We start from the raw sequence: 13,639 nt of genomic DNA on the forward strand, positions 1-13,639 counted from the left end.
GTACGGGACTTTCAGGCCGCGCCGCGCTGCAGCGCCTCACAGACGGCCGTCGACTCCCGGACGCCGAGCTCCACGGCCCGCCCGCAGTGCGCGATCCAGGCGGCCATGCCCTCCGGGGTCCCGGACAGGTACCCCTCGAAAGCCGCCAGGTAGGCCGCCCTCCCCAGCTCAGCGTGGCCGACCTCGGCAGGGCAGATCGCCTTGGGGTCGAGGCCGCTGCCGATCAGCACGATCCGCTCCGCCGCCCGCGCGATCAGACCGTTGCGCGAGGTGAAGGGGCGCAGGGCGAGGAGTTCGCCGTGCACGACGGCGGCGGTGACCAGGGCCGGGGCCTCACCGCCCGCGATGATCAGCTCCGCGAGCCCGTCGAGCCGGGCCGAGACCTCCTCGGGCGTCGGCAGCGCCGCCTCGATCAGCGGCTCGTCCACCGTCTCACCCGCCTGGCGCGGCCGGCCCGTGGAGTCGAGCGGCTCGCCCTCGGCGACCAGGTGCAGCCGGGCGAGCACCCGCACCGGCGACTGGCGCCAGATGGACAGCAACTGCCCGCACTCGGCGGTCAGCCGCAGGGCCGCGCCCACCGTGCGGGCCTCCGGGTCGGCACTGAAGTCGGTACGCCGACGGACCTCCTCCAGGGCCCAGTCGGCACCCGCGAGCGCGGCCGAGCCACGCGAGCCGCGCAGCGCCGCCTCGGAGGTGATCTCGTTGCTGCGACGGCGCATCACACGGTGGCCGTAGACCCGGTCGACGGCCTTGCGTACGGAGTCCACCGAGTCGGCGACGCCCGGCAGGGAGCCGAGGGCGGCCAGGGGGTCAGAGGCGTGCGTACTCATAAGTAGGGAGGCTACGCGCCTGGCGGGCCCGCCCCACCTTGGAGTGGTCTTCTTCACGCATCCCGACCACGACCCGCAATCGTCCCGCTACGCTAGGTGAACATGAAGATCGCTTTCGTGGGGAAGGGCGGCAGCGGCAAGACCACGCTGTCCTCGCTCTTCATCCGACACCTCGCCGCCACCGGGGCCCCGGTCGTCGCGGTCGACGCCGACATCAACCAGCACCTCGGGGCGGCCCTCGGCCTCTCCGACGAGGAGGCCGCCGCGCTGCCCGCGATGGGCGCGCATCTGCCACTGATCAAGGAGTACCTGCGGGGCGACAACCCGCGGATCGCCTCCGCCGACACGATGATCAAGACGACGCCGCCCGGGGAGGGTTCGCGGCTGCTCCGGGTCCGCGAGGACAACCCGGTCTACGCGGCCTGCGCCCGGCCCGTGCGGCTCGACGGCGACGAGATCCGGCTGATGGCGACGGGCCCGTTCACCGAGTCGGACCTCGGCGTGGCCTGCTACCACTCGAAGGTCGGCGCGGTGGAGCTGTGCCTGAACCACCTGGTGGACGGTCCGGACGAGTACGTGGTCGTCGACATGACCGCGGGCTCCGACTCCTTCGCCTCCGGCATGTTCACCCGCTTCGACATGACCTTCCTGGTCGCCGAGCCGACGCGCAAGGGCGTCTCCGTCTACCGCCAGTACAAGGAGTACGCACGGGACTTCGGGGTGGCGCTCAGGGTCGTCGGCAACAAGGTGCAGGGCCAGGACGACGTCGACTTCCTGCGCTCCGAGGTCGGCGACGACCTCCTGGTCACGGTCGGCCACTCCGACTGGGTCCGCGCCATGGAGAAGGGCCGCCCGCCCCGCTTCGACCTCCTGGAGCCCGCCAACCGCACGGCCCTGCGCACCCTCCGGAACGCGGCGGACGGCTCGTACGCCCACCGCGACTGGGAGCGCTACACCCGCCAGATGGTGCACTTCCACCTCCGCAACGCGGAGAGCTGGGGCAACGCCAAGACGGGGGCCGACCTGGCGGCGCAGGTCGACCCCGGGTTCGTGCTGTCGGAAGGGCTCAGCCTGTCCGAAGAGCTCGGTCTGGCCGAAGGGTTCAGTGCCGTGCAGCCGGCCTGACCGGAGCGGCGGCCGGGGCGCCGGCAGGAGCGGCCGGCTGGGAGGCCAGGAAGGACTGCCAGCCGGCCCTCGGGGCCTCGCCGACCTTCAGGGTGCGCATCTTGGCGATGACGGCGGGGTCCTGGGCGTCGAGCCAGTCGGCGAGCTGGCGGAAGGAGACGCACTTGACGTCCTTCTGCACACAGACCGTGGCGATGGTGTTCTCGACGGCCCGCATGTACGTGCCGCCGTTCCACGACTCGAAGTGGTTGCCGATGATCAGCGGCGCCCGGTTGCCCCGGTACGAGCGCTCGAAGGCCTGCACGAGGCCGTCGCGCATCTGGTTGCCCCAGTACTCGTGCCGGGACGGGTCGCCCTGGGTCGTACCGGACTGGTTGACCAGGAAGTTGTAGTCCATGGACAGCGTCTGGAACGCGCGGCCGGGGACCGGCACGAGCTGCATCGACAGATCCCACAGGCCGCGGTCCTTCTTGGGCCAGATCTGGTCGTTGACGCCGCTGGTGTCGTAGCGGAAGCCCATCTGGGAAGCCGCCTGGACGAAGTTCTCGCGGCCCTCCAGGCAGGGCGTGCGGGCGCCGACGAGCTCCTTGTCGTAGTCGAACGGGAGCGGCTGCTCCGCCTTCAGGCCGGCGTTGGTCTTCCAGTGCTTGACGAAGGACTTGGCCTGGTTGATCTCGCTCTTCCACTCGTCGACCGACCAGGTGCCCACGCCTCCGTCCTTGCCGCAGAAGTGGCCGTTGAAGTGGGTGCCGATCTCGTTGCCCTCCTCCCACGCGCCGCGCAGCTGGCGCACGGTGTCGCGGATGCCCTCGAGGTCGTTGAAGCCGATGTCGGAGCGCCCCGGGGAGTGCTGCGGCGGGTCGTACAGGTCGCGCTTCTCCTCCGGCAGCAGGTACACGCCGCTGAGGAAGTACGTCATCGTCGCGCCGTACTGCTTGCCCACCTTGCGGAAGTGGGAGAAGAGCTTCTGGCTGTCCTCGCCGGCGCCGTCCCAGGAGAACACCACGAACTGCGGCGGTTCCTGGCCCGGCTTCAGGCGCTGCCAGACCGGCTGGTGCGGCTGGGCGCCGGTGAAGGCGGTGGAGCCGTCGCCGATCAGCCGGACCGCGCTCTGCGGGGCCGCGGCGGGGCCCTTCTTCGCCGGGCCCGCACCCGGCGCGCCCTTCGGGGTGGAACCTCCCGAGCCGGAGCAGCCGGCGAGGCCGGCCGTCAGGGCGACGGCGAGGGCGCCGACGGCTAGCACCCTCCGCTGGACAGTGGTCCCTCTTCCGGTGCTTCTCCCGGCGGCTGCCATGTAGCCCACCTCTCCTCGGATCCTCGGATTTCCGTACAAGCGGCGCAAACCTCGCACCCGGTCTGCCGGGGAGCCGCAACGACAAGCGGCATAGCTACGTTCTGTCACCGGATCCGGTGAATCATTGCCCCATTTGCCCCGAAAATAATGCCAGAGTCTTTACTCTCCATTACTATCCATTTACTGAGCGTTGATCGGTGTCCCCGCCACTGCCCCGGAGGAGACGGGAACATGACCCTCTACCGCCCCACCCGACCGACCACCCGGCCCCGCCTCCAGCGGCCGCACAGCCCGCCGGACGGCGACCGCCGCCGCTTCCGTGTCGCCGGCGCGGACCTCTCCGCGTCCGTCGCCGTCTTCCTGATCGCGCTGCCGCTCTCGCTCGGCATCGCCCTCGCCACCGGAGCCCCGCTCCAGGCCGGTCTGGTCGCCGCCGCCGTCGGCGGCATCGTGGCCGGCCGGCTCGGCGGATCGCCCCTCCAGGTCAGCGGCCCTGCCGCCGGGCTGACCGTGGTCACGGCCGAGTTGATCCAGCGCTACGGCTGGCGCACCACCTGCGCCATCACGGTCCTCGCCGGACTGGCGCAACTCGGCCTGGCCGCTCTGCGGGTGGCCCGGTCCGCCCTCGCCGTCTCCCCGGCCATCGTGCACGGGATGCTCGCCGGCATCGGCGTCACCATCGCCCTCGCCCAGCTCCACATCGTGCTCGGCGGCACCCCGCAGAGCTCCACCGTCGACAACGCCCTCGGCCTGCCGGACCAGCTCGCGCACGCGTCCGGCGCCGCGCTCGCCGTCAGCGCCCTCACCGTCGCACTGCTGCTCCTCTGGCCGCGTCTGCCCGCCCGTACGGGACGGCTCCTGCGGAAGGCCCCCGCCGCACTGGTCGCGGTGGGCGCCGCCACGGCGTTCGCCGCGCTCGCGGGGCTCGGCGTGCCGCGGGTCGACCTGCCGTCGTGGAGCAGCCACGCGCTGCCCGGGCTGCCGGACGGCCCGGTCCTCGGGATCACGGCCGGGGTGCTGACCATCACGCTGGTCACCAGCGTGCAGTCCCTGCTCTCCGCCGTCGCCGTCGACAAGCTGGTCGCCCGGCGCGCCGCCGGCGCGGGAGCCGCCGCCCCCGCGGCCGGCCGCACCCGGCTCGACCGCGAACTCGCCGGTCAGGGCGCGGCGAACATCGTGTCCGGCGCGCTCGGCGGGCTTCCGGTCGCCGGGGTCGCGGTGCGCAGCGTCGCGAACGTGTCGGCCGGAGCCGTGAGCCGCAACTCGGCGATACTGCACGGCGTCTGGATCGTGCTCGCCGCCCTCTTCCTCGTCCCGGTCCTCGACCTCATCCCGCTGCCCGCGCTGGCCGCCCTCGTGATGGTGGTCGGCGGGCAGATGGTCAGCATCACGCACATCAGAGCCGTCACCCGTCACCGTGAAGTCCTCGTCTACGCGGTGACGTTGGCGGGAGTGGTGTTCCTCGGGATCCTGGAGGGCGTGGGCCTCGGGGTGGCGGTGGCGGTGGCCGTCGCGATGCAGCGGCTGGCCCGCACCCGGATCACCCGGGAGGAGCGGGAGGGGCGGCATCTGGTGCGGATCCGCGGCCAGTTGACCTTCCTCGCGGTGCCGCGGCTGAGCCGGGCGCTGCACCAGATCCCGGCGGGCGCCGACGCCGTCGTGGAGCTGGACGGGTCGTTCATGGACCACGCGGCGTACGAGACGCTGCACGACTGGCAGACCTCGCATCTGGCGCACGGCGGCACGGTGCGGACCACCGGGCCCAGCGGCGGCCTGATCGCCGAAAGAACGCCGGCCCCGGGTGCCGGGGCCGCGGCCGCCGGCTCCCCCGCCACGCACTCCTGCTGCCACCCTTGGACGCCGTGGCGCAACCACCAGTGCGGCGAGGTGCAGCCGGCCGGCGAGACCCGGAGCGGCACCGGGCACCGGCTGGCGACCGGCATCGGCGCGTTCCAGCGGGACACGGCGCCGCTCGTCAGGGACGAGCTGGCGCGACTGGCCCGGGAGGGGCAGCGGCCCTCGCAGCTCTTCCTGACCTGCGCCGACTCCCGGCTGGTCACGAGCATGATCACGTCCAGCGGCCCGGGCGACCTGTTCACCGTGCGCAATGTGGGCAATCTGGTGCCGCTGCCCGGCGAGGAGAGCGGGGACGACTCGGTGGCGGCCGCGATCGAGTACGCGGTGGAGGTGCTGCGGGTCGAGTCGATCACGGTCTGCGGGCACTCCGGCTGCGGCGCGATGCAGGCCCTGCTGGGCGGCGGCGCCGACGGGGCGTCGACCCCGCTGCGGCGGTGGCTCCGGCACGGGCGGCCGAGCCTGGAGCGGATGGCGAGCCGGCGCCACGCCTGGGCCCGGATCTCCGGGCGGCTGCCGGCGGACGAGGTCGAGCAGCTGTGTCTGACCAACGTGGTGCAGCAGTTGGAGCATCTGCGGCGGTACGAGTCGGTGGCCCGGCGGCTCGCCGAGGGCACCCTGACCCTGCACGGGATGTACTTCCACGTGGGCGAGGCCCAGGCGTATCTGCTGGCCGGCACGGACGAGGTGCACAGCTACGACGACGTGTTCAACCACGTGCCCCCCGCCCCGAAAACACGGGAGTCCGCCACGCCGGAACCGACGGTGCCGGTCCTGGAGGTGGCCCGGGCGTCATGAGGCGCGGGCCGGTCCCGCGCCCGCTGAACCTTCCGTTCCGTTCGTCCGTGCAATGGTGTGACGCCCGCTCCCTTCCGCTCGGGGAGCGGGCGTCACCTCCGCGCATCCACTCACAGGTCTAAACCAATTACCCGGAGGCTCTTGTCACCCGGGCATCCGCCTGATGAGCTATGACGCGGGACACATAGGCACATAGGACGCCCTGGGAAAGGGAGATGTCGTGAGCAACGAATCCTTGGCCAATCTGCTCAAGGAAGAGCGCCGCTTCGCGCCGCCCGCCGAGCTGGCCGCGAACGCCAACGTGACGGCGGAGGCGTACGAGCAGGCCAAGGCGGACAGGCTGGGCTTCTGGGCCGAGCAGGCCAAGCGGCTCAGCTGGGCCACCGCGCCGACCGAGACCCTCGACTGGTCGAACCCGCCGTTCGCCAAGTGGTTCGCCGACGGGGAGCTGAACGTCGCGTACAACTGCGTCGACCGGCACGTCGAGGCCGGCCACGGCGACCGGGTGGCCATCCACTTCGAGGGCGAGCCCGGCGACAGCCGTGCCATCACCTACGCCGAGCTCAAGGACGAGGTGTCCAGGGCCGCCAACGCCCTCACCGAGCTCGGTGTCACCAAGGGCGACCGCGTGGCCGTCTACCTCCCGATGATCCCCGAGGCCGTCGTCTCGATGCTCGCCTGCGCGCGCATCGGCGCCGCCCACTCGGTGGTCTTCGGCGGCTTCTCGGCCGACGCCATCGCCACCCGCATCGAGGACGCCGACGCCAAGCTGGTCATCACCGCCGACGGCGGCTACCGCCGTGGCAAGCCGAGCGCGCTCAAGCCCGCCGTCGACGAGGCGCTCGACCGGGTCGACCGGGTCCGGAACGTGCTGGTCGTGCGGCGCACCGGGCAGGACGTGGCCTGGACCGAGGGCCGGGACGTCTGGTGGGACGACATCGTGGCCCGCCAGCCCGCCGAGCACACCCCGGAGGCGTTCGAGGCCGAGCACCCGCTCTTCATCCTCTACACCTCCGGCACCACCGGTAAGCCGAAGGGCATCCTGCACACCTCCGGCGGCTACCTCACCCAGGCCGCGTACACCCACCACGCCGTCTTCGACCTCAAGCCGGAAACCGACGTCTTCTGGTGCACCGCCGACATCGGCTGGGTCACCGGCCACTCGTACATCACGTACGGCCCGCTGGCCAACGGCGCGACGCAGGTCATGTACGAGGGCACCCCGGACACCCCGCACCAGGGCCGGTTCTGGGAGATCGTGCAGAAGTACGGCGTCACGATCCTCTACACGGCGCCGACCGCGATCCGTACGTTCATGAAGTGGGGCGACGACATCCCCGCCAAGTTCGACCTGTCGTCGCTGCGGATCCTGGGTTCGGTCGGCGAGCCGATCAACCCCGAGGCATGGATCTGGTACCGCAAGAACATCGGCGCCGACAGCTGCCCGATCGTGGACACCTGGTGGCAGACCGAGACCGGCGCGATGATGATCTCGCCGCTGCCCGGCGTCACCGAGACCAAGCCCGGCTCCGCGCAGCGCCCGCTGCCCGGCATCTCCGCCACCGTCGTCGACGACGAGGCGAACGAGGTGCCGAACGGTGGCGGCGGCTACCTGGTCCTCACCGAGCCGTGGCCGTCGATGCTCCGCACCATCTGGGGCGACGACCAGCGCTTCATCGACACCTACTGGTCCCGCTTCGAGGGCAAGTACTTCGCCGGTGACGGCGCCAAGAAGGACGACGACGGCGACATCTGGCTGCTCGGCCGCGTCGACGACGTCATGCTCGTCTCGGGCCACAACATCTCCACGACCGAGGTCGAGTCCGCCCTGGTCTCCCACCCGTCCGTCGCCGAGGCGGCCGTGGTCGGCGCCGCCGACGAGACGACCGGCCAGGCGATCGTCGCCTTCGTGATCCTGCGCGGTACGGCCAGCGAGGACGACGCCCTCGTCGCCGAGCTGCGCAACCACGTGGGCGCGACCCTCGGCCCGATCGCCAAGCCGAAGCGGATCCTGCCGGTGGCGGAGCTGCCGAAGACCCGCTCGGGCAAGATCATGCGCCGGCTCCTGCGCGATGTCGCCGAGAACCGCGAGCTGGGCGATGTCACGACGCTGACGGACTCGTCGGTCATGGACCTGATCCAGACCAAGCTGCCGGCCGCGCCGAGCGAGGACTGAGCGGCGCGCTGAGCCACTGAAGCGCAGGTGAGCGCCCGTTCCGGAGCATCCGGGACGGGCGCCTTCGCGTTGTCCACAGGCGTTTGTCCACAGGGGGTGCTGGTATCCCCTTACGCACCTAAAGTGAAGATCACCGGACACCACCGGGGCATCTTTAGGTAAAGTAAGGGTTTACGAGGTGCGCCGGGAAGTCTGGTCGGCAAGTGCTCTGTGCTGCCCACCGACCGGAGGTTCGCCCCGTGCCCGCGCCCACGACCGCGCCCAAGCCCGCCAACGACCGCAGGTTCCTCGGCCGTCTCTCGCTGCCCGAGCGCCGGTTCGTCGCCGACGCGCTGCGCACCGAGACCGTCGGTGGCGTGCTGCTCCTGGTCGCCGCCATCACCGCGCTCGTGTGGGCCAACTCCCCGCTCAAGGACTCCTACGCGGCGATACGGGACTTCCACATCGGCCCGGCCGCCCTCGGGCTCGACCTGTCGATCCAGCACTGGGCGGCGGACGGACTGCTCGCGATCTTCTTCTTCGTGGCCGGCATCGAGCTCAAGCGCGAGCTGGTCGCGGGCGAGCTGCGCGATCCCAAGGCCGCCGCCCTGCCCGTCATCGCCGCCATATGCGGCATGGCCGTGCCCGCCCTGGTCTACACGCTGGTCAACGTGGTCGGCGGCGGGGACCTCGGCGGCTGGGCGGTGCCCACGGCCACGGACATCGCCTTCGCGCTCGCCGTCCTCGCCGTGATCGGCACCTCGCTGCCCTCGGCGCTGCGGGCGTTCCTGCTCACGCTGGCCGTCGTCGACGACCTGTTCGCCATCCTGATCATCGCGATCTTCTTCACCGGCGAGCTGAACTTCGCGGCCCTCGGCGGCGCCGTCGTCGGCCTGGTCGTCTTCTGGCTGCTGCTGCGCAAGGGCGTCCGCGGCTGGTACGTGTACGTGCCGCTGGCCCTGATCATCTGGGGCCTGATGTACAACAGCGGCGTCCACGCCACCATCGCCGGTGTCGCCATGGGCCTGATGCTGCGATGCACCACCCGGGAGGGCGAGGAGCACTCCCCCGGCGAGCACATCGAGCACCTGGTGCGGCCGGTCTCCGCCGGTCTGGCCGTGCCGCTGTTCGCGCTGTTCTCGGCCGGGGTGACGGTCTCCGGGAAGGCCGTCAGCGACGTCTTCACACAGCCCGTGACGCTCGGCGTCGTGCTCGGGCTCGTGGTCGGCAAGGCGGTCGGCATCTTCGGTGGCACCTGGCTCGCCGCCCGCTTCACCCGGGCCTCGCTCAACCCCGACCTGGCCTGGCCGGACGTCTTCGCCGTCGCCTCACTCGCCGGCATCGGCTTCACCGTCTCACTGCTCATCGGCGAGCTGGCCTTCGCGGGCGACCCGGTCCTCACCGACGAGGTCAAGGCGGCCGTGCTCATCGGCTCGCTGATAGCCGCCACGCTCGCCTCGGTGCTGCTGAAGCTGCGGGTGCGCAAGTACCAGGCGCTGTGCGCCGAGGAGGAGCGTGACGAGGACCACGACGGCATCCCCGACGTGTACGAGGAGAACAACCCGGAATACCACCTGAGGATGGCCGAGATCTACGAGCGGAAGGCCGCCGAGCATCGTGAGCGCGCCCAACTGGCGGGGGCACCGCGCGATGAGGCCGACCGTCCGGCATGATCTGAGAGCCACTATCCGGCCCGTAAGGGGAGAAGAGGGAGCAGCCATGAGCGACCCGTTCGACGGAACCGAGCGCAGCCTCGGCCAACTGGTCGCCTCGGCGACCGCCGAGATGTCCGCACTGGTGCACGACGAGATCGCCCTGGCCAAGGCCGAGATCCGCCAGGACGTCAAGCGCGGCGGGATCGGCGCGATCCTCAGCATCGGCGCGCTGGTGGTGCTGCTGTTCTCGCTGCCGATGCTGAGCTTCGCGCTCGCGTACGCCATCAACACCTGGACCGGCGGGCACAACGGCAACGGCGGCTGGAACTTGGTCTGGTGCTTCCTGCTCTCCTTCGCCGCGAACGTGCTGTTCGCCGGGCTGCTCGGGGCCATCGCGGTCGCCAAGTTCAAGAAGGTGAAGCCGCCGAAGAAGTCCATCGCCTCGGCCAAGGAGACCGCGGCGATCATGCAGAACGTCAAGCCGCATCCCCGCATCGAGCCGGCCGGCGCGGACCTGGTCGCCCTGGACAAGGGCGAGTCTGTGGCACGCTCGTCCGCATGACCGTCCCTGAGAGCAGCAGCGCCAACGGCGGAGGCCCGGTCCGCATCGACGGACCGTGGACGCACCGCGACGTGGCGGCCAACGGTGCCCGATTCCACATCGCGGAGATGGGCGACGGCCCGCTCGTGCTGCTGCTCCACGGCTTCCCGCAGTTCTGGTGGACCTGGCGGCACCAGCTGCCGGCCCTCGCCGAGGCCGGGTTCCGGGCCGTGGCGATGGATCTGCGGGGCGTGGGCGGCAGCGACCGTACGCCCCGCGGTTACGACCCGGCCAACCTGGCCCTGGACATCACCGGTGTGGTCCGCTCGCTGGGCGAGCCGGACGCGGCGCTCGTCGGCCACGACCTGGGCGGCTATCTCGCCTGGACGGCCGCCGTCATGCGGCCCAAGCTGGTGCGCCGGCTGGTGGTCTCCTCGATGCCGCACCCGCGCCGCTGGCGCTCGGCGATGCTCTCCGACTTCTCCCAGACGCGCGCCGGCTCGCATGTGTGGGGCTTCCAGCGGCCGTGGCTGCCGGAGCGTCAGCTCGTCGCGGACGACGCGGCGCTCGTCGGGAGGCTCATCGAGGAGTGGTCGGGCCCGCACCCCCGGTCGGCCGCCGACGAGGAGGCCCTGGCGGTCTACCGGCGGGCCATGTGCATCCCGTCGACCGCGCACTGCTCGATCGAGCCGTACCGCTGGATGGTGCGCTCCCTGGCGCGGCCCGACGGCATCCAGTTCAACCGGCGCATGAAGCGGCCGGTGCGGGTGCCCACGCTGCATCTGCACGGATCGCTCGACCCGGTGATGCGCACCCGCAGCGCGGCGGGCTCCGGGGAGTACGTGGAGGCCCCGTACCGCTGGCGGCTCTTCGACGGGCTCGGGCACTTCCCGCACGAGGAGGACCCGGTCGCGTTCACCACGGAGCTCGTCAACTGGCTGAAGGACCCCGAGCCGGACCGCTGACAGGCTGTCGACGGGCCACTGACGGTCCGTCGGCGTTCTGTCGCCCGCCGGTGGCGCACAGGCGTCCGCCGAACTGCCATGTGCCCCGCGCATACGCCAATTGGCGGGCCCCGGGGCGGTTACCGACCTTGGGCCCCGGGCAGACGTCCCGGTATGGGCTGGACGCACGACTACGGAGACACAGCACGCGACCGACGCTCGATGGGCGGCTCCGGCGCCCCTGAGCGGGGCGGCACGCAGGACCAGGGCCACGCGCACGCGGCGTCGGCCGTGGGGATCTCGCGCATCCTGCGCCGCCGGGCCCGATGGGTCTCGGCCCGGCTGCGCCACACCCGTACGTAGCGGGAAGCCCCGTACGTCACACCCCCGCACTCCACCGCCCGCAGCGCGCTACAGCGCGCAGCCCTGGCTGTCGACCTGCTGGTTGGCCGCCCGGCCCTGGGCGATGTCCTGCCGGATCTCGTCGACCGTGAGCGCGTACCCGGTGTTGGCGTCGTCGAGGGAGCGGGCGAAGATCACGCCGGACACCTTGCCGTCCTCGGTGAGGAGCGGTCCGCCGGAGTTGCCCTGACGGACCGTCGCGTACAGCGAGTACACGTCCCTGCGCACCTCGCCGCGGTGGTAGATGTCGGGCCCGTTGGCGGTGATCCGGCCGCGGACGCGGGCGGAGCGCACGTCGTAAGCGCCGTTCTCCGGGAAGCCGGCCACGATGGCGTTGTCGCCGCTGCGCGCGTCCTCGTCGGTGAACTGGAGTGGCCGGGCGTCCAGGTCGGGCACGTCGAGGACGGCGATGTCGCGCTTCCAGTCGTAGAGCACGACCTTGGCGTCGTAGAGCTTGCCCTCGCCGCCGATCTGCACGGTCGGCTCGTCGACGCCGCCGACGACATGGGCGTTGGTCATCACCCGGCGGTCGGCGAAGACGAAGCCGGAGCCTTCGAGCACCTTGCCGCAGCTGGGCGCGGTGCCGACGACCTTGACGACGGAGCGCTTGGCGCTGTCGGCGACGGAGCTGTGGGCGAGCGCCGGATCCGGCGGCCTGACCTCGGTGATGGGCTCGTTGGCGAAGGGGCTGAAGACCTGCGGGAAGCCGTTCTGGGCGAGCGCCGAGGTGAAGTCGGAGAACCAGCCGGGCGCCTGATCCGGCATCACCCGGGAGACCCCGAGCAGCACCTTGGAGTTGCGGACCTGCTTGCCGATGGTGGGCATGACGGTGCCGGCGAGCGCGGAGCCGATCAGCCAGGCCACGAGGAGCATCGCGACGACGTTCACCAGCGCGCCGCCGGTGGCATCAAGGGCGCGCGCGGGGGTCCAGGTGATGTGCCGGCGCAGTCTGCTTCCCAGGTGGGTGGTGAACGCCTGGCCGACGGAGGCACAGACGATGACCACCATCACGAAGACCCCGGTGGCCACCGTGGAGACCTCGCTGTGGTCGGTCAGCTGGTTCCAGATGACCGGCAGCAGCAGAACGGCGACGAGACCGCCGCCGAGGAAGCCGATCACCGAGAGGATGCCGACCACGAAGCCCTGGCGGTAGCCGATGATCGCGAACCACACGGCGAGGAGCAGCAACAGGATGTCCAGCACGTTCACCGTCAAGAGCCTCGCAGATTCGTCTTCGGTCGCCCGGGGGCCAGCCTGTCATGCCCTCCAGTCGAGCGGGACCTTCCTGGAGCGGTCCCAGGGCTGCTCCCAGCCCGCGTAGTGCAGCAACCGGTCGATCACTCCGGCGGTGAAACCCCAGACCAGAGCCGATGCGACGAGGAACGCGGGGCCTTCGTGACCGAGCGGGTGGACGGCCATGGCACGGTTCGCGGGGTCCGTGAGATCCGCCACGGGGACGGTGAAGACCCGTGCGGTCTCGGCGGGGTCGACGACCCCGACCGGGCTGGGGCGGCGCCACCAGCCGAGCACAGGGGTGACGACGAAGCTGCTGACCGGGATGTAGAGCTGGGGCAGCACGCCGAAGAGCTGGACGCCGGCCGGGTCGAGGCCGGTCTCCTCGCGGGCCTCGCGCAGCGCGGCCCGCAGGAGGCCGCCGTCGGCCGGGTCGCCGTCCTCGGGGTCCAGCGCGCCACCGGGGAAGGACGGCTGGCCGGCGTGTGAGCGGAGGCTGCCGGAACGCTCCATCAGGAGCAGCTCGGGGCCGCGCGCACCCTCGCCGAAGAGGACGAGCACGGCGGACTGCCGCCCCGCGCCGTCCTCGGGCGGCAGGAAGCGGCTCAGCTGCTCGGGCTCGACGGTGCGGGCCGCCCGGTCGACCGGCGCCAGCCAGTCGGGCAGCCCGGCCCGGCTGAGCAGGCCGCCGGTCATACCGTCGGCCGCACCGCCGATCTCCTTGCCGTGGAGCTCTTCGCCGTGGATCTCTTCACCAGTGCGCGTCATAGGCACCCCCGTGTTTCACAACGCGGTCGGAGTCGTCGTT

Annotated in this window: 11 protein-coding genes; 7 read left to right on the forward strand and 4 right to left on the reverse strand. The window is 71.5% G+C overall.

The window, feature by feature from the left end; genetic code table 11:
- Positions 1-11 precede the first annotated feature (11 nt).
- A complete protein-coding gene (locus ACWEV0_RS04675; RefSeq protein WP_453146437.1) occupies positions 12-830 on the reverse strand; it encodes an oxidoreductase in 819 nt (272 codons plus the stop codon).
- 102 nt (positions 831-932) lie between these two features.
- Between ACWEV0_RS04675 and ACWEV0_RS04680 the strand changes: the two genes are divergently transcribed.
- Positions 933-1,955: an ATP-binding protein gene (locus ACWEV0_RS04680; protein WP_453146439.1), complete on the forward strand. Its 1,023-nt coding sequence runs from the start codon at positions 933-935 to the stop codon at positions 1,953-1,955.
- On the opposite strand, the gene ACWEV0_RS04685 is transcribed toward ACWEV0_RS04680, so the two are convergent.
- Positions 1,933-3,249 (reverse strand): hypothetical protein, encoded by a 1,317-nt coding sequence (locus ACWEV0_RS04685; protein WP_453146441.1) that lies wholly within the window; start codon positions 3,247-3,249, stop codon positions 1,933-1,935. The genes ACWEV0_RS04680 and ACWEV0_RS04685 overlap by 23 nt on opposite strands.
- A 231-nt stretch (positions 3,250-3,480) precedes the next feature.
- Here ACWEV0_RS04685 and ACWEV0_RS04690 point away from each other — a divergent pair, with 231 nt between their 5' ends.
- The 6 genes from ACWEV0_RS04690 (at position 3,481) to ACWEV0_RS04715 (ending at position 11,559) form a co-directional block, all read left to right on the forward strand.
- Entirely contained in the window at positions 3,481-5,901 is a 2,421-nt protein-coding gene (locus ACWEV0_RS04690; protein ID WP_453146443.1) for a bifunctional SulP family inorganic anion transporter/carbonic anhydrase, read from the forward strand.
- 220 nt (positions 5,902-6,121) lie between these two features.
- Complete coding sequence (gene acs / locus ACWEV0_RS04695) at positions 6,122-8,077, forward strand: acetate--CoA ligase (protein WP_453146445.1); 1,956 nt, start codon at positions 6,122-6,124, stop codon at positions 8,075-8,077.
- A 239-nt stretch (positions 8,078-8,316) separates the two neighbouring features.
- Complete coding sequence (gene nhaA, locus ACWEV0_RS04700; protein WP_453146447.1) at positions 8,317-9,729, forward strand: Na+/H+ antiporter NhaA; 1,413 nt, start codon at positions 8,317-8,319, stop codon at positions 9,727-9,729.
- Positions 9,730-9,775: 46 nt separating this feature from the next.
- Positions 9,776-10,273 (forward strand): phage holin family protein, encoded by a 498-nt coding sequence (locus ACWEV0_RS04705; RefSeq protein ID WP_453146449.1) that lies wholly within the window; start codon positions 9,776-9,778, stop codon positions 10,271-10,273.
- The gene (locus ACWEV0_RS04710) at positions 10,270-11,217 is read left to right on the forward strand and encodes an alpha/beta fold hydrolase (protein ID WP_453146451.1); all 948 of its coding nucleotides are present in this window, start codon (positions 10,270-10,272) and stop codon (positions 11,215-11,217) included. The genes ACWEV0_RS04705 and ACWEV0_RS04710 overlap by 4 nt, the downstream gene beginning before the upstream one ends.
- Positions 11,218-11,370: 153 nt before the next feature.
- Positions 11,371-11,559 carry a hypothetical protein gene (locus tag ACWEV0_RS04715; RefSeq protein ID WP_453146453.1) on the forward strand — a complete coding sequence of 63 codons (189 nt, stop codon included), beginning with the start codon at positions 11,371-11,373 and terminating at the stop codon, positions 11,557-11,559.
- 48 nt (positions 11,560-11,607) lie between these two features.
- On the opposite strand, the gene ACWEV0_RS04720 is transcribed toward ACWEV0_RS04715, so the two are convergent.
- Positions 11,608-12,807: a MarP family serine protease gene (locus tag ACWEV0_RS04720; protein WP_453146455.1), complete on the reverse strand. Its 1,200-nt coding sequence runs from the start codon at positions 12,805-12,807 to the stop codon at positions 11,608-11,610.
- 48 nt (positions 12,808-12,855) lie between these two features.
- Positions 12,856-13,599, reverse strand: coding sequence for an NUDIX hydrolase (locus tag ACWEV0_RS04725; protein WP_453146457.1), 744 nt, complete (start codon positions 13,597-13,599; stop codon positions 12,856-12,858).
- Between the last annotated feature and the right edge of the window lie 40 nt (positions 13,600-13,639).

It is taken from the genome of Streptomyces sp. NPDC003943 (assembly GCF_053605265.1).